Annotated in this window: 13 protein-coding genes and 1 tRNA gene; 10 read left to right on the top strand and 4 right to left on the bottom strand. The window is 65.8% G+C overall.

Annotation, left to right across the window (positions count from 1 at the left end):
• Positions 1-66 precede the first annotated feature (66 nt).
• From gltB to pyk, 3 genes are all read left to right on the top strand, one after another.
• Positions 67-4,641: a glutamate synthase large subunit gene (gene gltB / locus FVA74_RS06405; protein ID WP_147721246.1), complete on the top strand. Its 4,575-nt coding sequence runs from the start codon at positions 67-69 to the stop codon at positions 4,639-4,641.
• Positions 4,634-6,088 carry a glutamate synthase subunit beta gene (locus FVA74_RS06400; protein WP_147721245.1) on the top strand — a complete coding sequence of 485 codons (1,455 nt, stop codon included), beginning with the start codon at positions 4,634-4,636 and terminating at the stop codon, positions 6,086-6,088. The genes gltB and FVA74_RS06400 overlap by 8 nt, the downstream gene beginning before the upstream one ends.
• Before the next feature lie 75 nt (positions 6,089-6,163).
• Entirely contained in the window at positions 6,164-7,636 is a 1,473-nt protein-coding gene (gene pyk, locus FVA74_RS06395) for a pyruvate kinase (RefSeq protein ID WP_147721244.1), read from the top strand.
• 7 nt (positions 7,637-7,643) lie between these two features.
• Here the strand turns inward: pyk and FVA74_RS06390 are convergent, their stop codons facing one another.
• A complete protein-coding gene (locus FVA74_RS06390; RefSeq protein WP_147721243.1) occupies positions 7,644-8,117 on the bottom strand; it encodes a 2'-5' RNA ligase family protein in 474 nt (157 codons plus the stop codon).
• Between the two features lie 51 nt (positions 8,118-8,168).
• Positions 8,169-8,251, bottom strand: a tRNA-Leu gene (locus FVA74_RS06385).
• A gap of 39 nt (positions 8,252-8,290) precedes the next feature.
• On the opposite strand from FVA74_RS06385, the gene FVA74_RS06380 reads away from it, so the two are divergent.
• Complete coding sequence (locus FVA74_RS06380; RefSeq protein ID WP_147721242.1) at positions 8,291-8,893, top strand: ANTAR domain-containing response regulator; 603 nt, start codon at positions 8,291-8,293, stop codon at positions 8,891-8,893.
• Between the two features lie 43 nt (positions 8,894-8,936).
• Here the strand turns inward: FVA74_RS06380 and FVA74_RS06375 are convergent, their stop codons facing one another.
• Positions 8,937-9,365, bottom strand: coding sequence for a PaaI family thioesterase (locus FVA74_RS06375; RefSeq protein WP_147721241.1), 429 nt, complete (start codon positions 9,363-9,365; stop codon positions 8,937-8,939).
• A gap of 58 nt (positions 9,366-9,423) precedes the next feature.
• Between FVA74_RS06375 and polA the strand changes: the two genes are divergently transcribed.
• The 4 genes from polA to rpsA all read left to right on the top strand — a co-directional run bounded on the left by polA (position 9,424) and on the right by rpsA (position 17,658).
• Positions 9,424-12,102 carry a DNA polymerase I gene (gene polA, locus FVA74_RS06370; protein WP_147721240.1) on the top strand — a complete coding sequence of 893 codons (2,679 nt, stop codon included), beginning with the start codon at positions 9,424-9,426 and terminating at the stop codon, positions 12,100-12,102.
• A gap of 51 nt (positions 12,103-12,153) precedes the next feature.
• Positions 12,154-13,812, top strand: coding sequence for a DUF885 domain-containing protein (locus FVA74_RS06365; protein WP_147721239.1), 1,659 nt, complete (start codon positions 12,154-12,156; stop codon positions 13,810-13,812).
• Between the two features lie 97 nt (positions 13,813-13,909).
• Entirely contained in the window at positions 13,910-16,018 is a 2,109-nt protein-coding gene (locus FVA74_RS06360; RefSeq protein ID WP_147721238.1) for a hypothetical protein, read from the top strand.
• Between the two features lie 191 nt (positions 16,019-16,209).
• Positions 16,210-17,658, top strand: coding sequence for a 30S ribosomal protein S1 (rpsA, locus tag FVA74_RS06355; protein WP_147721237.1), 1,449 nt, complete (start codon positions 16,210-16,212; stop codon positions 17,656-17,658).
• Between the two features lie 95 nt (positions 17,659-17,753).
• On the opposite strand, the gene FVA74_RS06350 is transcribed toward rpsA, so the two are convergent.
• Positions 17,754-18,335, bottom strand: a complete 582-nt coding sequence (locus FVA74_RS06350; protein ID WP_206022673.1) for a DUF4126 domain-containing protein — start codon at positions 18,333-18,335, stop codon at positions 17,754-17,756.
• An 80-nt stretch (positions 18,336-18,415) separates the two neighbouring features.
• On the opposite strand from FVA74_RS06350, the gene coaE reads away from it, so the two are divergent.
• On the top strand, positions 18,416-19,060 hold the full coding sequence (gene coaE / locus FVA74_RS06345) for a dephospho-CoA kinase (protein ID WP_147721236.1): 645 nt from the start codon (positions 18,416-18,418) through the stop codon (positions 19,058-19,060).
• Positions 19,061-19,069: 9 nt separating this feature from the next.
• Entirely contained in the window at positions 19,070-21,151 is a 2,082-nt protein-coding gene (gene uvrB, locus FVA74_RS06340; protein ID WP_147721235.1) for an excinuclease ABC subunit UvrB, read from the top strand.
• Positions 21,152-21,204: the final 53 nt, after the last annotated feature.

Below are 21,204 nucleotides of genomic sequence, written 5' to 3'. Positions count from 1 at the left end.
AGCCGGAAAGAGTTTCTCCAGCGGGCCAGCGACGTCCCACTTGTTCCAACCCTGAGGACGGTCCCCATGACTCTTCCGAACCCCTTTTCCCGGTTCTCCGCGCTGCCAGAGGCAGCTGGGCTCTACAGCCCCGACCAGGAGCGCGACGCGTGCGGCCTCGCGATGGTTGCCACGCTTCGCGGAACGCCAGGCCACGACATCGTTGAGACGGCACTCGAGGCGCTGCGCAACCTCGAGCACCGCGGCGCCATCGGCTCCGACGCCGGCACCGGTGATGGCGCGGGCATCATGGTGCAGGTTCCTGACGCCTTCCTCCGCGAGGTCGTCGACTTCAACCTGCCTCGCGCAGGCCACTACGCCGTCGGCACGGCGTTCCTTCCCCTCGACGCTGACGCTCGCGCCACCGAGAAGGGTGCGATCGAAGACCTCGCGCGCGAAGAGGGACTGACGGTACTCGGATGGCGAGAGGTTCCGGTCGTGCCCGGCGTGCTCGGCAACCTTGCCCGCCAGGCTATGCCGGCCTTCGAGCAGCTGTTCATCTCCAGCAACCAGGGCGGCGACGGCCAGCTGCTCTCCGGCCTCGAACTCGATCGGCGCGCTTTCCGCTTGCGGAAGCGCGCCGAACGCGTCTTGGGCTCCTATTTCCCCTCGCTGAGCTCGCGCACCCTCGTCTACAAGGGCATGGTCACGACGCTCCAGTTGCAGCCGTTCTACCCCGATCTGGCTGACGAGCGTTTCGCGTCGAAGCTTGCGCTCGTGCATTCGCGCTACTCGACCAACACCTTCCCGTCGTGGCCTCTCGCGCAGCCGTTCCGAATGATCGCGCACAACGGCGAGATCAACACGGTGCAGGGCAACCGCAACTGGATGCGCGCGCGCCAGTCGCAGCTCGAGTCCGAACTGCTGGGCGACCTCGCGCCGCTCATGCCGATCGTGAGCCCGGGCGCAAGCGACTCCGCCTCCTTCGATGAGGTCGTCGAATTGCTGCAGCTCTCAGGTCGCTCGCTCCCACACGCCATGATGATGATGGTGCCCGAGGCATGGGAGAACCAAGCGGACATCGACCCCGCCAGGCGCGCGTTCTACGAATACCACTCGATGCTCATGGAGCCGTGGGACGGTCCAGCCGCACTCGTCTTCACCGACGGGAGCCTCGTCGGCGCGACGCTCGACCGTAACGGCCTTCGCCCCGGTCGCTTCCTCATCACGGACGACGGCCTGGTCGTGCTCGCAAGCGAGATCGGCGTGCTTGATGTCGAACCGAGTCGGGTGGTGCGCAAGGGCCGCCTGCGTCCCGGACGCATGTTCCTCGTCGACACCGAAGCGGGTCGGCTCATCGAGGACGACGAGATCAAGGGACAGCTCGCTGCGGCGCAACCATGGCAGGAGTGGCTCGACAGCGGCCGCATCAACCTTCGGGATCTCCCTGAGCGTGAGCACATCGTGCACACGCCGGCTTCCGTCACTCGCCGCCAGCGCACCTTCGGCTACACCGAGGAAGAGGTACGCATCCTGATCGGCCCCATGGCCGCATCCGGCGCGGAGCCCATCGGCGCGATGGGGTCAGACACCCCGATCGCGGTGCTTTCCGAGCGTCCACGCCTCCTGTTTGACTACTTCACGCAGCAGTTCGCGCAGGTCACGAATCCGCCGCTTGACTCGATCCGCGAGGAGGTCGTGACGTCGATGCGCTGCGGGCTCGGGCCCGAGCGCAACCTGCTCGCCGCGACGCCCGAGCACGCCTACCAGATCACGCTCGACTTCCCCGTCATCGACAACGACGAACTCGCGAAGATCACTCGCATCGACTCGTCCCCGGGCAGCCGCACGACGACCACGGTCAAGGGCCTGTACCACTTCGACGAGGGCAAGGATGCGCTGCGCAACCGCCTCAGGGCGATCTGCGACGAGGTCGATGATGCAATCGAACGAGGCGCGAAGTTCATCGTGCTCTCGGACCGAGACTCGAACAAGGACATGACGCCCATCCCGTCGCTCCTGCTCCTCTCGGCAGTGCACCACCACCTCATCAGGCGGGAGAACCGCCTCAAGGTCGGGCTCATCGTCGAAGCCGGCGACGTGCGCGAGGTGCACCACGTGGCCCTCCTCGTCGGCTACGGGGCCTCCGCCGTCAACCCGTACCTCGCAATGGAGACCGCTGAGGAGCTGGTGCGAAACGGCACGATCACGGGCGTGAGCCCGGATGAGGCCGTGCACAACCTGATCAAGGCGCTCGGCAAGGGCGTGCTCAAGATCATGTCGAAGATGGGCATCTCCGTCGTGGGTTCCTACATCGGTGCGCAGGCATTCGAGGCAGTGGGCCTCTCGCAGGAGCTCGTCGACGAGTACTTCACCGGCACCACGACGAAACTCGGCGGCGTCGGCCTGGAGGCCATCGCGGCCGAGAACCTCGCGCGCCACTTCTCCGCATACCCGGAGGAGGGCACTTCGCGAGCACACGAGCGACTCTCGACCGGTGGCGAATACCAGTGGCGCCGCGAGGGACCGCCGCACCTGTTCAACCCCGACACGGTCTTCCGGCTGCAGCACTCGACTCGCACGCGTCGCTACGACATCTTCAGGGATTACACGAGGCTCGTTGACGACCAGGCGAAGAACCTCATGACCCTTCGAGGGCTCTTCGAACTCCGCAGCGACACGCGCACGCCCGTGCCGATCGACGAGGTCGAACCGGTCTCCGAGATCGTCAAGCGCTTCAACACGGGCGCGATGAGCTACGGGTCAATCAGCAAGGAGGCTCACGAGACTCTCGCGATCGCGATGAACCGACTCGGTGCCCGCAGCAACACCGGCGAGGGCGGCGAGGATGTCGACCGCCTCCTCGACCCGGAGCGTCGCAGTGCGATCAAGCAGGTCGCATCCGGTCGTTTCGGCGTCACGAGCATGTACCTGACGCACGCCACCGATATCCAGATCAAGATGGCGCAGGGGGCCAAGCCCGGCGAGGGCGGACAGCTTCCCGCGGGCAAGGTCTACCCGTGGATCGCGCGCACCAGGCACGGCACGGCGGGAGTCGGCCTCATCTCCCCGCCGCCGCACCACGACATCTACTCGATCGAAGACCTCAAGCAGCTCATCTTCGATGTGAAGCGTGCGAACCCCGAGGCCCGCGTGCACGTCAAGCTGGTGAGCCAGAACGGCATCGGCGCTGTCGCTGCCGGTGTGTCCAAGGCCCTGGCGGATGTCGTCCTGGTCTCCGGCCACGACGGCGGCACGGGGGCGAGCCCGCTCAATTCGCTCAAGCACGCCGGCACCCCGTGGGAACTCGGGCTCGCCGAGACCCAGCAGACACTCATGCTCAATGGCATGCGCGACCGCGTCGTCGTGCAGGTCGACGGCCAGCTGAAGACGGGTCGCGACGTCATCGTCGCAGCGCTGCTCGGCGCGGAGGAGTTCGGTTTTGCGACCGCGCCGCTCGTGGTCTCCGGCTGCATCATGATGCGCGTCTGTCACCTCGATACTTGTCCCGTCGGGGTCGCCACTCAGAACCCTGAGCTGCGCGAGCGCTTCACTGGCAAGGCCGAGTACGTCGTGAACTTCTTCGAGTTCATCGCGCAGGAGATCCGCGAGTACCTGGCGGAGCTGGGCTTCCGCTCCCTCGACGAGGCGATCGGCCACCGCGAGCTGCTCGATGTCGACCGTGCCGTGAAGCACTGGAAGGCAGAGGGGCTCGACCTCTCGCCGATCCTCGTAGGCCCCGACTTCGCTCCCGATGAGCCGAAGCGCAACCTGACCGTCCAGGATCACGAGCTCGAGAGTCACTTCGATGTCGGGCTCATCCAGCAGGCAGCAGCAGCCCTGGAGAACGGCACCCCCGTCACGATCGAGCTGGCGGTGCGCAACACCGAACGTGCCGTCGGCACCATGCTCGGCAACCGAGTCACGCTCGCCCACGGTGAGCACGGCCTGCCTGATGGCACGATCGACGTGCGACTTCGCGGCTCTGCCGGGCAGTCCCTCGGCGCCTTCCTCCCCTCTGGCATCACCATCCGCCTCGAGGGCGACAGCAACGACTACGTCGGCAAGGGTCTCTCGGGGGGAAGCATCGTCCTTCGCCCCGACCGCGACGCCGTCTTCCCGGCCGAGCTCAACGTCATCGCGGGCAACGTGATCGGCTACGGCGCGACGCGGGGAAGCATGTTCATCCGCGGCCGTGTGGGAGAGCGCTTCCTCGTGCGCAACTCCGGCGCGACGGGCGTGGTCGAAGGGGTGGGGGACCACGCGCTCGAATACATGACGGGCGGCTTGGCGCTCATCCTGGGCTCGACGGGCCGCAACCTCGGTGCCGGCATGTCGGGTGGCACCGCGTACGTCTACGAACTCACGCGGGAGCGCGTGAACCGCGAGTCGCTCTCCACGGGCGAACTCCTCCTCGAGCCGCTCGGCAGCGGGGATGTCGCAATCGTGACTGACCTCCTTGAGCGCCACGTTGCTGAGACCGGCTCGACGCTCGCCAAGCGGATGCTCGAGGGCGGCGAGGCGACCATGGAACGCTTCGTCAAGGTCGTACCGCGCGACTACGCCGCCGTGATCGAAGCACGCGAGGCGGCCATCAATGAAGGACTCGACCCCGACGGCGACGTCGTGTGGTCTCGCATCATGGAGGTGACGGGTGGCTGATCCGAAGGGATTCCTGAAGACCCGAGAACGTGAACTGCCCGCCCGCCGGCCTGTCGCCCTGCGCCTCATGGATTGGAAAGAGGTGTACGAGCAGGGTGATGCGGCAACGCTGCGTCGTCAGGCTGGTCGTTGCATGGACTGCGGCATCCCCTTCTGTCATCAGGGCTGCCCGCTGGGCAACCTGATCCCCGAGTGGAACGACCTCATGCGGCGCGGTGAGGGTCGCGAGGCGATCGAGCGTCTCCACGCGACGAACAACTTCCCCGAGTTCACGGGCCGCCTCTGTCCTGCACCGTGCGAGAGCTCCTGCGTTCTGGGCATCAACCAGCCGCCCGTGACGATCAAGCAGGTCGAGGTGTCGATCATCGACCAGGCGTGGGGCAACGACTGGGTGCAGCCGCACCCGCCGGAGCGGCTGACCGGCAAGACTGTTGCTGTGGTCGGCTCCGGCCCCGCTGGCCTCGCCGCTGCACAGCAGCTCACCCGTGCCGGGCACACGGTCGCGGTGTTCGAACGCGACGACCGCATCGGCGGCCTGCTGCGCTACGGCATCCCTGACTTCAAGATGGAGAAGCGGGTACTCGAACTCCGGCTGAAGCAGATGCAGGCGGAGGGAACCCGGTTCCGCGCTGGCGTGAACATCGGCGTCGACATCTCCTGGTCTGACCTTCGTGCTCGCTACGACGCTGTCGTGGTCGCGACGGGCGCGACGGTGCCGCGCGACCTTCCCATCCCGGGTCGCGACCTCGCGGGCGTGCACTTTGCGATGGAGTATCTCGTTGAGCAGAACCGTGCGGTGGCTGGCGACCAGGTCGTCGACCAGATCACGGCCGAGGGCAAGCATGTCGTGGTCCTCGGCGGCGGCGACACGGGTGCTGACTGCATCGGAACGGCGCACCGGCAGAAGGCGCTCTCGGTGACGAACCTCGCGATCGGCATGCAGCCGCCAGTCGAACGGCCCGACCACCAGCCGTGGCCGACGACTCCGACCCTGTTCGAGGTCCAGTCGGCGCACGAGGAGGGCGGCGAGCGGGTCTACCTTGCGTCGACCGTCGAGTTCCTCTCGAACGACGTGGGAGAGGTCCGGGCGATCCGCGTGGCTGAGACCGAGTACATCGACGGGCGTCGCGTACCAAAGTCGGGCACGGAGCGCGAGATCCCCGCTGATCTCGTGCTGCTCGCGCTCGGGTTCACGGGACCGGAGCAGCAGGACCTCGAGGCACAGCTCGCCGTCCCGTTCGACGGCACCCTGCCGACGCGCGGCGCCAACTACGAGACCCAGCACCCCGGTGTCTTCGTCGCGGGCGACGCGGGTCGCGGCCAGTCCCTCATCGTGTGGGCAATCGCCGAGGGCCGGGCTGCCGCGGCCGAGGTGGATCGCTTCCTCGAGGGCGACACGCTGCTCCCCGCCCCTGTCCGCCCGAGTGACCGGCCGCTGGCCTTGTGATGCTTACGTCGGCGGGGGTTTTGGCAATAGGCTTGGGTACCGTCCCAGACCTGTGTGCCCGACGGAGAGAACTGAATGAGACGCGCCAAGATCGTTGCTACCCTCGGGCCTGCGACCTCAAGCTATGAGAACATCCGGGCCCTGATCGAGGCGGGTGTGAACGTCGCTCGCATGAACCTCAGCCACGGCAGCTACACCGTGCACGAAGAGGTCTACAGCAACGTGAGGCGGGCCGCTGCTGCGACGAATCGGCCCATCGCCGTGCTCGTCGACCTCCAGGGTCCCAAGATCCGTCTCGGCAAGTTCGCCGACGGCCCGCACTTCCTCGAGGTCGGTGACCGTTTCACGATCACCACAGAGGACATCGAGGGCACCGTAGACATCTGCGGCACGACCTACAAGGGGCTGCCTGCCGACGTGAAGCCGGGCGACGTCCTGCTGATCGACGACGGCCGCGTGAAGCTGAAGGCGATCTCCTCCGACGAGACGAAGGTCGTCGCAGAGACCGTCGTTGCCGGCACGGTGTCGAATAATAAGGGCATCAACCTCCCGGGCGTCGCGGTCAATGTGCCGGCCCTGTCCGAGAAAGACGAGGATGACCTGCGCTGGGGTCTCAAGCTGGGCGCTGACTATATCGCGCTGAGCTTCGTCCGCAACGCCGACGACGTCACCCGCGTGCACGAGATCATGGCGGAGGAGGGCATCCGCGTGCCCGTCATCGCGAAGATCGAGAAGCCGCAGGCGGTCGACAACCTTGAGGCCATCATTGACGCCTTCGACGGCATCATGGTCGCCCGCGGTGACCTCGGCGTCGAGCTCCCACTCGAGGCCGTCCCGATCGTGCAGAAGCGTGCGGTCGAGCTGTGCCGCCGCATGGCGAAGCCCGTCATCGTCGCGACCCAGATGCTCGAGTCGATGATCTCCAACCCCATTCCCACACGCGCCGAGACCTCCGATGTGGCCAATGCCGTCCTCGACGGCGCCGACGCGGTCATGCTGAGCGGCGAGACGAGCGTGGGGGAGTACCCCGTCGTCACCGTCCAGACGATGGCCCGCATCATCGCGTCGACCGAGGACCACGGCCTCGAGCGAGTTCCTCCGCTCGGCACGAAGCCGCGCACGCAGGGTGGCGCGATCACGCTCGCCGCGGCAGAGGTTGCCGAGTTCGTCCAGGCCAAGTACCTCTGCGTCTTCACAGAGTCGGGCGACTCCGTGCGACGCATGACACGCTTGCGCAACCCCATCCCGATCCTGGGTTTCACTCCTGAGGAGTCCATTGAGCGACGGATGTCGCTGAGCTGGGGTGTAGAGAGCTTCAAGGTCGCGCGCGTGACCCACACCGACGCGATGTACCGTCAGGTCGACGAGGTGCTTCTGAGCAAGGGGCTCGCGGAGATCGGCGATCGCGTTATCGTCATCTCGGGTTCGCCTCCCGGAATTCCCGGCTCGACGAACGACCTTCGCGTGCACCGCGTCGGTGACGCGCGCAACGCCGTCGCACCAGCTTGGGCGACCCAGCTCCCCGGCAACGCGGTTCCGGAGTCCTGACCAGACTTCAGGCCGTGTGAGGCCCGAATGGCGCGATCGCGAGCACCCTTCGCCCCTTCGGGTCTGAGCGCGGTGCCATGTCGACGACGGCGAGCCTGTCGATGAGGTACGAATCCCCGGCATACGCCCGCGCGTGGTCCTTCATGGTGATGTGAGGCGAGAACGGATGCTTCGGCGCGCCGGCTCCCGCCTCGACGAGCGCGTCCGTGAGCCTCTGTCGGAGTCGGAACAGGCGCTCCTCCTCGACGATGAGGTTGACCGGCACATCGTGGTTTCTCCCGAAGAGGGCCTCATCGCCCACCGTGACGGTGAACGGCTCCTCACCCTGCGCCACGGAGTGCGCGAGCCGCACGATCTCGGCCAATGAAACGCGCGCTGTGAACGGCGGCACGACGGTGATGTGGAGCGGCCACCGGTCGACACGAAAGCTGTCATCGACGCCGAGCGGCTCGACCGGGAGGACGAGGACGACGCGCTGCATGTGGTCAGAGTAGCGAAGGCAATCGCACCCCCATTGGAGCGCTGGGTACTGTGCCGGTGGTGGGGGTCGAACCCACACGTCCTCTCGGACAAAGCATTTTGAGTGCTCCGCGTCTGCCATTCCGCCACACCGGCGCACGTTGACCGGGATCAGAATACCGTAGGCTTTACCTCGTGGCAGACCAGGAAACAACGCAGGCCCCCCGTCGCGTCGTCGTGGCGGAGGACGAATCACTCATCCGTCTCGACATTGTTGAGACCCTTCGCGACAACGGCTTCGATGTCGTCGGCGAGGCTGGCGACGGCGAAGCTGCCGTGGCCCTCGCGACCGAGCTTCGTCCTGATCTCGTCGTCATGGATGTGAAGATGCCGCTCCTTGACGGCATCTCGGCCGCCGAGAAGCTCAGCAAGAACCACATCGCCCCCGTCGTGCTTCTTACGGCATTCAGCCAGAAAGAACTGGTCGAGCGTGCCACCGAGGCCGGCGCACTCGCCTACGTCGTGAAGCCCTTCACGCCCAACGACCTCCTGCCTGCGATCGAGATCGCCCTGGCCAGGCACGCCCAGATCATCGCGCTCGAGACCGAGGTCTCCGACCTGGTCGAGCGCTTCGAGACCCGCAAGCTCGTTGACCGCGCCAAGGGCCTGCTGAACGAGAAGATGGGGCTCACCGAGCCGGAGGCGTTCCGCTGGATCCAGAAGGCCTCGATGGACCGTCGCCTGACGATGCATGACGTCGCGAAGACGATCATCGACCAGTTCGCGCCCAAGAAGTAGACGCCTCGACGACCGGGTTTCCCCGGCGTCGGAAGGAACGTGCTTAGCGCACGTCCCGAAGCATGTTGGTCATCCGCATGGTCGAGAGGCGATTGCCTGCTTCGTCCGTCACGACGATCTCGTGCGTTGCCAGAGTGCGACCAAGCGTCAGGGCCCTGCACGTTCCCGTGACCCAGCCTTCGGTCGCTGAGCGACTGTGCGTTGCATTGATCTCGATACCGACGGCGTAGCGGCCGGGTCCCGCATGGATGGCGGACGAGATGGACCCGAGCGACTCGCCGAGCACGACGTGGGCGCCCCCGTGGAGGAGTCCTGTGACTTGCCGATTGCCTTCGACGGGCATCCGCGCCACCGAGTACTCGGCCGACAGTTCGAGGAACTCCATGCCCATGCGACGTGGAAGCTCACCGCCTCCCGTCTGCTCGAGGATCTCCACCAGGCGTGGGTCGAGGTCAGCAGGAAGTATCGTCATAGGAGCGCCTTTCACCGCCGCGCGGCGGCGTGTCAGCGGCCCCCGTTAGGCTGGCATCGTGTCGGATACCGCAAAGCCTACCCTCCTCGTCATCGACGGCCATTCCCTCGCCTTCCGGGCGTTCTATGCCCTCCCGATCGACAGCTTCGTCAACAGGGAGGGGCAGCACACGAATGCGATCCACGGCTTCCTGTCGATGTTGCTGAGCCTTCTCAACCAGGAGAAGCCGACGCACCTGGCGGTCGCGTTCGACATCTCTCGCTATTCCTTCCGCACGCGCGAGTATGCCGAGTACAAGGGCACGCGCGGCGAGACACCGCCAGAGTTCATCGGCCAGGTGCCCCTTCTCGAAGAGGCACTCGCCGCGATGAACATCGTGACGATCTCGAAGGAGGACTACGAGGCCGACGACATCCTCGCGACACTGGCGACCAGGGGTGCCGCTGAGGGCTACCGTGTCCTCGTCGTGAGCGGCGACCGAGACACGATCCAGTTGGTCAACGATGACGTGACGCTGCTCTACCCGAATGCTCGCGGGGTGTCCGAGCTCAAGCGCTATGACCACGACGCGGTCGTTGAGCGCTACGGCATTGAGCCGGCGCAGTACCCGGATGTCGCGGCGCTCGTCGGTGAGACAAGCGACAACCTCATCGGCATCGACAAGGTCGGGGAGAAGACGGCCGTCAAGTGGCTCAAGCAGTATGGCTCGCTCGATGAGATCCTCGCGCACGCCGACGAGATCAAGGGCGTTGTGGGCCAGAACCTTCGAGACCAGAAGGAGAATGCGATCCGCAACCGGCGCCTCAATCGCCTGGTCACCGACGTGGACCTCCCGTTGGAGCTCACCGAACTCGAGCGCCGGCAGATCAACGTCGGGGCGGTGCGGGAGGTCTTTGACCGGCTGCAGTTCCGCACCCTGCTCGAACGGGTCCTGAAGATCGCTGCGGCGGAGGGCTCAACTGAGGCACTCACAGAACCTGCTTCTGTCGATGACGCGAGCGCGGCCCAGCTCGCACCCGTCGTGCGCACGATGGTCGATGAAGAACTCGCGCAGTGGCTGTCTCGCCACTCCGGGAGCGACGCGACACCGCTCGGCCTCCAGGTCGAAACGGGTCCCGGCGGCATCTCGGGCTTCGGCATCGCGGCCAAGGATGACTCCGTCTACGTGCCGTGGGCAGAAGGACGGCAGGACTACGCTGCCCTCGAGTCATGGCTGGCGAGCGATGCCCCCAAGGTCATGCTCGACGCCAAGCGGCAGTACAAGGCTCTGGCCGCTGTCGGGCTGGCGGTCAGCGGCGTGACCTTCGACACGAGTCTCGCTTCGTGGCTGCTACGGCCAGGCGGACGCTCAGAGGATCTCGCATCGCAGGTCTACGCAGTTCTTGGGGAGACCGTCACGGTGTCCGACCCCAATCAGTTGCTGCCAGAGGTCGAGTCGCTCAGCGTGGCGACAGAGGCCTGGTTCGTGTTGCGACTGGCCGAGGCACTCGCCGAGCGGCTCGACGCGGGCACGAAGCGCGTGCTGACCGACATCGAGCTGCCGATTGTGCCCGTCCTCGCCGAGATGGAACGCACAGGCATCCAGGTCTCGGCGGACATCCTCAGCGGTCTCCGCTCTCGCCTCGCAGCATCCGCCGCAGACTTCGCGGCCAAGGCATACGCCGAGATCGGTCGCGAGGTGAACCTTGGCTCGCCCAAGCAGCTGCAGCAGGTGCTCTTCGAAGAACTCGGAATGCCGAAGACGAGGGCCAACAAGACGGGTTACTCGACTGACGCGGCATCCCTCGCAGACCTCCAGGAGAAGAGCCCCCATCCCTTCCTCGGCCTGCTCCTGCAGCACCGCGATGTGACGAAGCTCGGTCAGATCGTCGACACGCTCGAGAAGAGCGTTCGACCGGACGGCCGAATCCACACGACGTACGAGCAGACCGGCACGAGCACCGGGCGCATCTCCTCCAACGACCCCAACCTCCAGAACATCCCCATCAAAACCGAGGTGGGCCGGGAGATCCGCTCGGCCTTCACACACGGCGAGCAGTTCACGACGCTCCTGACCGCCGACTACTCACAGATCGAGATGCGCATCATGGCGCACCTCTCCGGGGACGCCGGGCTGATCGAGGCGTTCAATGCGGGGGAGGACCTTCACCGTTTCGTCGGTTCTCGCATCTTCCACGTCGAGCCAGCCGATGTCACGCCTCTCATGCGCACGAAGGTCAAGGCGATGTCCTACGGTCTCGCATATGGCCTGAGCGCATTCGGCCTCTCGAAGCAGCTGCGCATCGACACGGCCGAGGCCAAGCAGCTCATGAGCGACTACTTCGCGCGTTTCGGGGCCGTGCGTGACTACCTCCGCTCGGTCGTCGAGAAGGCTCGTGAAGACGGCTACACCGAGACGATCTTCGGCCGCCGCCGCCCCTTCGGTGACCTTCGCTCCAAGAACAGGGTGCTGCGTGAGAACGCCGAGCGCGCGGCCCTCAATGCGCCCATCCAGGGCTCAGCCGCCGACATCATGAAGATCGCGATGATCGATATCGCCAGCGACCTGCGCGAGAAGGACATGACGTCCCGGCTTCTCCTGCAGGTGCACGACGAACTCGTCTTCGAGGTCGCCAACGGCGAGCTGGAGTCGCTCTCGGCCATCGTCCGCGAGCGAATGGGCGGTGCTGCCGAGCTTGCTGTTCCCCTCGAGGTCCAGGTCGGCATCGGTGCGAACTGGGAGGCCGCAGCGCACTGAGCGCACCAAGCCCACCCAGCGCTCGGTGCGATGCTCCCGTACGCTGAAAGCATGACGACGCCACGCACCCCGACCCCTGTTGACGAGGTTGCCGAACGGTGGGTGAACACCGTCACTGACCTCGATCCCACGATCGCCACCTACATCGGTGTCCCCGGGAGACTGGGCGAGTACGGTGACTATTCGCCGGCGGGCGCCGAGGCCAAGGCGGACGCCGCGCGCTCCGCGCTGGCGGAACTTCGCGCATGTTCGCCCGTCGACGACGTCGACCGCGTGACGGCAGCGGACCTCGGGGCGGCGCTCGAGCTAGAACTCGAGTCCCACGAGGCGCGGCTCCACCTGCGCGACCTCAACGTGCTCGCCTCGCCAGCCACGGACATCCGCGAGATCTTCGACCTCATGCCCACCGAGACGGAGGGCGACTGGAGCGATATCGCGAGCAGGATGGGAGGAGTCCCCGACGCGGTCGACGGCTACATCGAGACACTTCGTCGCGGGATTTCGGAAGGGGTCACCCCCGCGCGCCGCCAGGTGCTCGCGGTCGCAGAGCTGACTGGACGTGTCGGCACCGCCGGCGGCTTCTTCTCGGAGTTCGCTCACGAGGCGTCAGACGTGCCCGAGTCGCTCAGTGCGACCCTTAGCACGAACGCTCGACTGGCGACCGAAGCCTATTCGCGACTCACCGAGTTCCTGCGCATTGAGCTCGCGGCAAGCGCCACCGAGGTCGACGCGGTGGGACGGGAGAGCTACGCGCTGCACTCGCGCCGGTTCCTCGGTGCGACGATCGACCTCGATGAGGCCTACGAGTGGGGCATCGAGGAGCTCGCACGGATGCGGAGCGAACAGGAGGCTCTCGCCCACGAGATCTCGCCCGGCGCCTCCGTCGAAGAGGCGATCGCCGTGCTCGACTCAGACCCGTCGCGCATCCTTCACGGCACCGACGCGCTGCAGGCCTGGATGCAGGACCTGAGCGACCGCGCCGTCGCCGAGCTCGGGCAGACACAGTTCGACATCCCGCAGGAGATTCGCCGCCTCGAGTGCATGATCGCGCCCACGCAGAACGGCGGCATCTACTACACGGGGCCGTCTGATGACTTCACGAGGCCCGGCAGGATGTGGTGGTCAGTTCCGGTCGGCATCACCGAGTTCTCAACGTGGCGCGAGACGACCACCGTCTACCACGAGGGCGTCCCTGGCCACCACCTGCAGATCGGTCAGGCGGTCGTCAATCGTGGCGAGCTGAACACGTGGCGGCGCCAGCTGGCAGGGACATCGGGCCACGCCGAAGGCTGGGCACTGTACGCCGAGCGGCTCATGGAGGAGCTTGGCTACCTCAATGATCCGGGCGACCGATTCGGGATGCTCGACGCCCAGCGCATGCGTGCCGCGCGGGTCGTGCTTGACATCGGCGTGCACCTCGGCAAACGTCGTCTCGATGGCGAGGGTCGCTGGGACTTTGACTACGCCCTCGCGTTCTTCCGCGAGAACTGCCACGAGTCGGACCCGAGCACGCTCTTCGAGGTGAATCGCTATTTCGGCTGGCCAGGCCAGGCGCCGTCGTACAAGGTGGGCCAGCGTCTGTGGATGGAACTGCGCGATGAGGCTCGCCGTCGGGGCGGCGCAGACTTCGACGTGCGGTCCTTCCACCGCGACGCGCTCGCACTCGGCGGAGTCGGCCTCGACACCCTGCGCTCCGCCCTCCTCGACTGACGCGAGGCATACTCACCCCTGAATTGGGGTCACGCCCTTGACGCTTCGTGATGGTTTCTCCTCGCGGGTTCTCATCTTCGCTGTCTAGGCTTCCGGCATGACCAACCCCAATCGTGGTGGGCTGGTGGTCCTGGGGGGACTTCTCACGAGTCTGATGCTGGGAGCATCCGTTGTCTCGCCGAGCCCTGCAACAGCCGTCACCGTCGCACCGAGCAGCATCCATGCATCCCAGGAAGCCTCGGCCGCCCTGGGGACGGATGCCGCTGAGCCGGATGCCGCTGAGCCCGTGCCGGGCACCGAGATTACGATCGACGACCCGGGGCGCGCTCAGGATGCCGCGGTCGAACTGAGCGGCGAAGTCGTCGTCTCGGTCTCGGAGACCCTTTCTGTCGACGCACACAGCGAGCCGACGGTGTACACCAGCTACGCCGTCGAGACCGCTGCGGGACAGGTCGTGCCGGTCACGGGCGAGTTTCCGGACTCGGTCAGCACTGGTGACCAATTCACTGGCACCGTTGCTGTTGACGCAGTCGTCAAGCAGCTCGCACCCGAGACCGCGCTCGAGTTGGAATCGTCCACTCAGGGTTCGGGTGCGCTGCCCGAGGCGGCGGAAGCGACGCAGGAGGCGATTGCCGCGGCAGACGAGAGTGGCACCGAGCTGCCCGTCGTGCAGGCGCAGGTCACGGTTGCTGCAGCAGCGACCACGGCGGCGGGACAGGCGCATGAGATCGTCATCGTCGCGAATGCACCTACGGGCCTTAGCCGGCCGATCCAGACCGATGCCCAGCTGAGGACCCTCGCTGAGCAGGCGGGGGCACACTGGCGGACGTCCTCCAATGGTCAGATCAGCCGCTTCTCCGTGGCACCGCAGGTCACCCAGCTGACCGGGGGGAGCTGCGGCGAAGACCCCTTCACGACCTGGAACCGTGCTGCGCAGAAACTCGGCTATTCGAGCTGGTCAACATTCCGCACGAGCACCCCCGGCACGAGTCGCCATCTTGTCGTGCTGAACCCGGCACAGTGCGCGGAGACCGGCGTCGGGGTGGTCGGCTCGGGCATCCACTACGGTGGCGCCGTTCGTCAGTCGCTTGGCAAGGGCGTCGACCTCTCGACCCTGACGCACGAGATCGGACACAACCTCGGCCTGGGCCACTCAGACCTGCACGTGTGCACGAGCGGCTCGTGCTCGAAACACGAGTACTGGGACATCTACGACGTCATGGGACTCGGCGTCCAGGGCTATGACACCCTCACCCCGCTCAACACGTCAACCGCGTCGCGGCTGGGCTTCCTCCCCGCCTCAGCGAGCACAGCGCTCGCGCTGCCGGCCGGCACCGCGACAAAGACCTGGACGATCGACCTGGCACCGCTGCGTTCCGCGAGCGGCATCCGACACGTGGCTGCGACAGACCCGCAGACTGGCGAGCTCTTCCACATCGAACTCCGCAGCGGCCAGGGCACCCCGACGCCCTACTATGCTTCGGCACAGCGCAGTCTCTCCGGCAAGACGGTGAGTTTCACGCCGGGAGTGCGGATGCTGCGAGCTGTCAGCAACGGATCTGCCGCGGTCACCTCCGCCCAGCCTGGGGGAGTGCACCTCCCCGCTGTCCGCGCTGGGCAGTCCCTGTCAAGCCCGTCCGGGGGCATCAAGGTCACGGCCGTCTCAGGGTCACCGACAACGTCGATGCGGGTGCAGGTGACGCTGGGATCATCAACTGCATCAACCGCGAGCCCCGACGGATCGTTCCCCGTCTACCGCTTCTGGAGCGACGCCTACCAGGGCCACTTCTATACGATCAGCGCCGCGGAGAAGGCGCACGTCCAGGCCAACTACCCCAGCCACATCTGGCGCTATGAAGCCGTCGCCTATCGCGCCTTCACGAGTAAGAAACCGGGCACGATCCCGCTCTATCGTTTCTGGAGCAACACCATGAACGGTCACTTCTACACGGCAAGCGAGGCGGAGAAGAACCACGTCATCGCGGCCTATGACGACAACGTATGGAAGTACGAGACGATCGCCTACTACGTCTACCCGACATCGAGCGCGACATCGGCAACAATGCCCGTGTACCGGTTCTGGAGCGATACGCAGCGGCACCACTTCTATACCGCCAGCGCGGCTGAGCGGGATCACGTGATCCGAAGCTACGACGATCGAGTGTGGAAGTACGAGACCGCGGCATACCGCGTTCCGTCCAGCTAAGGGCGGCCTGACTGTTGCTCCCACGAGGGCAAGCCGGGTATGCTGGAGAGTCGCAATTTCTGCGAATACCTATCCGCCTGCCACGGCGACGTCGGTCTGGATTTCTTCCAGCACGGCGATACACACCAGCAACATCTCGTTCGTGGCCTGATTTCTGCCCTCGGGCATGTCCATCCTGGAGCAACTACTACATGACAATCGCAACGACCGGTAAGGCACCCAAGCAGGTCGCCATCAACGACATCGGATCTGCTGAAGACTTTCTCGCCGCGGTCGAAAAGACGCTGAAGTTCTTCAACGACGGAGACCTCATCGAGGGCACCGTCGTCAAGATCGACCGTGACGAGGTTCTCCTCGACGTCGGTTACAAGACCGAGGGTGTCATCCCCTCCCGCGAACTCTCCATCAAGCACGACGTGAACCCCGACGAGGTTGTCACGGTCGGCGACACGGTCGAGGCCCTCGTTCTCCAGAAGGAGGACAAGGAAGGCCGTCTGATCCTGTCCAAGAAGCGCGCGCAGTACGAGCGTGCGTGGGGCGACGTCGAAAAGATCAAGGAAGACGACGGAGTCGTCACGGGCACGGTCATCGAGGTCGTCAAGGGCGGCCTCATCGTCGACATCGGCCTCCGCGGCTTCCTCCCGGCATCGCTCATCGAGCTCCGCCGCGTGCGCGACCTCACGCCGTACCTCGGCCAGGAGATCGAGGCCAAGATCCTCGAGCTCGACAAGAACCGCAACAACGTGGTCCTTTCGCGCCGCGCCCTCCTCGAGCAGACGCAGTCCGAGAGCCGCACGACCTTCCTCAACAACCTCGCCAAGGGCCAGGTTCGCAAGGGTGTCGTCTCGTCGATCGTCAACTTCGGTGCCTTCGTGGACCTCGGTGGCGTCGATGGCCTCGTGCACGTCTCCGAGCTCAGCTGGAAGCACATTGAGCACGCCAGCGAGGTTGTCGAGGTTGGCCAGGAGGTCACCGTCGAGATCCTTGAGGTCGACCTCGAGCGCGAGCGCGTCTCCCTGTCGCTCAAGGCGACGCAGGAAGACCCGTGGCAGGTCTTCGCCCGCACCCACGCCATCGGCCAGGTTGCACCGGGCAAGGTCACGAAGCTCGTCCCCTTCGGCGCGTTCGTCCGCGTCGCAGAGGGCATCGAGGGCCTCGTCCACATCTCCGAGCTCTCCGGCAAGCACGTCGAGCTCGCCGAGCAGGTCGTGTCGGTCGGCGAAGAGGTCTTCGTCAAGGTCATCGACATCGACCTCGAGCGTCGCCGCATCTCGCTGAGCCTCAAGCAGGCCAACGAGGGTGTCGACCCCGAGGGCACCGAGTTCGACCCGGCGCTGTACGGCATGCTCACGGAGTACGACGAGCAGGGCAACTACAAGTACCCGGAGGGCTTCGACCCCGAGACGAACGAGTGGAAGGAAGGCTTCGAGGAGCAGCGCGCCAAGTGGGAGGCCGACTACGCGGCCGCTCAGGCTCGCTGGGAGGCTCACAAGAAGCAGGTCGCTGCTGCCGCAGCCAAGGACATCGACGATGTCCCCTCGGCTGGTGGATCGTCCTTCTCGAGCGAGTCGTCCTCGGTCGGCACGCTCGCCGACGACGAGGCGCTTGCCGCTCTTCGCGAGAAGCTCTCGAGCAACTAGCACGATCGCGTCATCCAGACGCATGTGGAACGGCCGGACCCCAGGGTCCGGCCGTTCTGCGTTTCCGGTGCTCCTTCGTCCCGAATCTTCGCGGCTCAGGCGCGGCGGGCACGCGCCCGCTTGACGCTCGCGATGGCCAGCCAAGCAAGGAGCGGCACGGCGACGACCAGGAGAATCGGCAATATGAGCGCGAGCACCGTGAGCGTCACGCTCGCGACATCCTCGAGCGTGCTGACGACGGGGGCCGCGACACCCGCCGTGACCGCATTGACGACCGGGCGAACTGCGAGCTTCGCGAGGTGCACGACGAGCGCGATGACGACGCCGGAGACGATGGGCACCCACTGCTGTGACTCGAGGAACTGTGCGGGATCGGCCACAGCAACAGTCTCGGCAGATGAACCCGACCCGAACGCGAGGCCACCGGCGGTCGGGCGAACGACGGTCTGGATCCAGTCATTGATGCTGTCAACGACCGGCACCTTGTCGGCCACGACCTCGATGAGCAGGAGGAGCCCGACGATACCTAGCACCCACTCGTTCTCGAGCCAGGCCCACTGTGCCGGCAGGTTCACGAACTCCGTGAACCGACTGGCGAGACCCAACACAAGGAGCGGGACGTAGGCGTTGAGTCCCGCTGACATCGCGAGCCCTGCCCCGGTGAGGACCTCGATCATGCGCGCTCCCTCTGCTGGCTGACGCCAGCACCTGGCTTTCGGGCGGTGATGAGGCGAGACTAGCCCACTAGCATTGCCCCGTGTATCTCATCGCTTTGACGGGAGGGATCGCGTCGGGCAAGTCGCTCGTCGCGTCCCGACTCCGAGACCTCGGCGCCGTTCACATCGACGCCGACCAGCTTGCTCGGGAGGTGGTCGAGCCGGGAACAGACGGGCTTCGCGAGATCGCGCAGGAGTTCGGTCCCGACGTGATCGACAGCGACGGAGCGCTCGATCGCGCCGCCCTAGGGGCCCGTGTCTTCGGTGACGCGGAGAAGCTCGCAGTGCTCAACCGGATCACCCACCCTCGCGTGCGGGAACTCGCCACGGCGCGCATCCAGGAGGCGGCCGCAGCAAATCCCGCGGCGATCGTCGTGTACGACGTTCCCCTCCTCGCTGAGGCGGGCGGCCGGCATGCGCTCCCGTTCGACTCAATCGTCGTCGTCCACGCCGATGAGTCAGAGCGGGTACGGCGCATGATCGAGTATCGAGGCATGTCTCGCGACGACGCGCTGAGTCGAGTGGGTGCCCAGGCCAGTGATGAGGAGCGCCTTGCGATCGCCGATGTCGTGATCGAGAACACCGGCACGGTTGACCAGCTGATGGAGCGGGTCGAGGAGTACTGGAGCGAGCTCAGCGCTCGTGGTGCGGGCTCCTCCCAGCCGAGTGTCGGTGGGCCTGCCTAGACTTGGAGCATGCAGCCGACCAGGTCCGTGCGGCCCTTTGAGGTCATCAGCGAGTACAGCCCAAGTGGAGACCAGCCGGCGGCCATCGCCGAGCTTGCAGGGCGTATCAACGCCGGGGAGACCGACGTCGTGCTCCTCGGAGCGACGGGAACCGGAAAGTCGGCGACAACCGCATGGCTCATCGAGCAGGTGCAGCGACCGACGCTCGTGATGGCGCACAACAAAACGCTTGCGGCACAACTCGCGAACGAGTTCCGCGACCTCATGCCCAACAACGCCGTCGAGTATTTCGTCTCGTACTACGACTACTACCAGCCCGAGGCCTACGTGCCGCAGACCGACACCTTCATCGAGAAGGACAGCTCGATCAACGCTGAGGTCGAGCGACTTCGCCACTCGACGACCAATTCGCTCCTCAGCCGCCGTGACGTCATCGTGGTCTCGACAGTGTCGTGCATCTACGGCCTCGGCGCCGCCGAAGAGTACCTCCAGGCGATGATTCCCCTGCAGGTCGGGCAGCGCATCGCGCGTGACGCGATCATCCGGCAGTTCGTCAACATGCAGTACCAGCGCAACGATGTGGACTTCTCGCGGGGCAAGTTCCGCGTGCGCGGAGACACGATCGAGATCATCCCGATGTACGAGGAGAACGCGATCCGCATCGAGATGTTCGGTGACGAGATCGAGGCGCTCTACGCCCTGCACCCGCTGACAGGCGAGGTGCTGAAGAAGATGGATGCCGTCTCCGTGTTTCCCGCGACGCATTACGCCGCCAGCCCGGTGACCATGCAACGCGCAATCGTCAGCATCCGCGAGGAGCTCGAAGAGCGCTTGGGAGAGCTGGAGCGCCAGGGCAAGCTCCTGGAGGCCCAGCGTCTGCGCATGCGCACGACCTTCGACCTCGAGATGATGGAGCAGATCGGCTTCTGCAGCGGCATCGAGAACTACTCGCGCCATATCGACGGCCGCGCGCCCGGTGCCCCGCCGAACTGCCTCCTCGACTACTTCCCCGACGACTTCCTCGTCGTGATCGACGAGTCGCACGTTACCGTGCCGCAGATCGGTGCCATGTTCGAGGGAGACGCGTCCCGCAAGCGCACGCTGGTCGAGCACGGCTTCCGTCTCCCGAGCGCGCTCGACAACCGCCCCCTCAAGTTCAGTGAGTTCCTCGACCGCGTGGGCCAGAAGGTCTACCTCTCCGCGACGCCTGGCAAGTACGAACTCGGGGTCTCTGACGGGGTTGTCGAGCAGATCATCCGCCCGACGGGACTTGTGGACCCGGAGATCGTCGTGAAGCCGAGCAAGGGGCAGATCGATGACCTGCTGGAGGAGATCCGTCGCCGCACAGAGCGCGACGAGCGCGTGCTCGTCACAACGCTGACCAAGAAGATGGCCGAGGAACTGACTGACTTCCTGACGGAGGCCGGGGTTCGCGTGCGCTACCTCCACTCCGACGTCGACACCCTGCGGCGCGTCGAACTGCTCACCGAACTGCGGCAGGGCGTCTACGACGTGCTCGTCGGCATCAACCTCCTGCGTGAGGGCCTCGACCTGCCAGAGGTGTCACTCGTCGCCATCCTCGACGCCGACAAAGAGGGGTTCCTCCGCTCTTCGACCTCGCTCATCCAGACGATCGGGCGTGCGGCCCGCAACGTCTCGGGCGCAGTGCACATGTATGCCGACGTGGTCACCGACTCTATGCGGCTTGCGATCGAGGAGACCGACCGTCGACGGGAAAAGCAGGTCGCCTACAACCTCGAACACGGCATCGATCCCACGCCGCTTCGCAAGAAGATCGCCGATATCACCGATGTGCTGGCCCGCGAAGAGGCTGACACGGCGGAGTTCCTCGCTGGCCGCGGGGCAGACCGCCGCAGGGCGCCCACCCCAGCACTCGGCACGGAAGGCCGGCGCTTCGAGGGCCTTGCGGCATCAGGAGCAAACGACCTGGACGCCCTCATCCGCGATCTCAACGACCAGATGCTCCGGGCCGCCGGCGAACTCAAGTTCGAGCTCGCCGGCAGGCTGCGCGACGAGGTCGCCGACCTCAAGAAGGAGTTGCGGCGCATGGAGGCCGCTGGCCATATCTGAGCGATACAATAGAACAGGTGTTCGAGCGGGGCGACCTGTGCGCAGCATCCCAT

Origin of the sequence: Salinibacterium sp. dk2585 (assembly GCF_008001035.1) — a bacterium.
Lineage (GTDB): Bacteria > Actinomycetota > Actinomycetes > Actinomycetales > Microbacteriaceae > Homoserinimonas.
This window is presented reverse-complemented; position numbering and strand designations above follow the sequence as displayed.

Excerpts from the sequence above, each read along its gene's own strand:
- gltB (WP_147721246.1), top strand. The coding sequence starts at position 67 with ATGACTCTTCCGAACCCCTTTTCCCGGTTCTCCGCGCTGCCAGAGGCA.
- pyk (WP_147721244.1), top strand. The coding sequence starts at position 6,164 with ATGAGACGCGCCAAGATCGTTGCTACCCTCGGGCCTGCGACCTCAAGC.
- FVA74_RS06390 (WP_147721243.1), bottom strand. The coding sequence starts at position 8,117 with ATGCAGCGCGTCGTCCTCGTCCTCCCGGTCGAGCCGCTCGGCGTCGAT.
- FVA74_RS06375 (WP_147721241.1), bottom strand. The coding sequence starts at position 9,365 with ATGACGATACTTCCTGCTGACCTCGACCCACGCCTGGTGGAGATCCTC.
- FVA74_RS06365 (WP_147721239.1), top strand. The coding sequence starts at position 12,154 with ATGACGACGCCACGCACCCCGACCCCTGTTGACGAGGTTGCCGAACGG.
- FVA74_RS06360 (WP_147721238.1), top strand. The coding sequence starts at position 13,910 with ATGACCAACCCCAATCGTGGTGGGCTGGTGGTCCTGGGGGGACTTCTC.
- rpsA (WP_147721237.1), top strand. The coding sequence starts at position 16,210 with ATGACAATCGCAACGACCGGTAAGGCACCCAAGCAGGTCGCCATCAAC.
- FVA74_RS06350 (WP_206022673.1), bottom strand. The coding sequence starts at position 18,335 with ATGATCGAGGTCCTCACCGGGGCAGGGCTCGCGATGTCAGCGGGACTC.
- uvrB (WP_147721235.1), top strand. The coding sequence starts at position 19,070 with ATGCAGCCGACCAGGTCCGTGCGGCCCTTTGAGGTCATCAGCGAGTAC.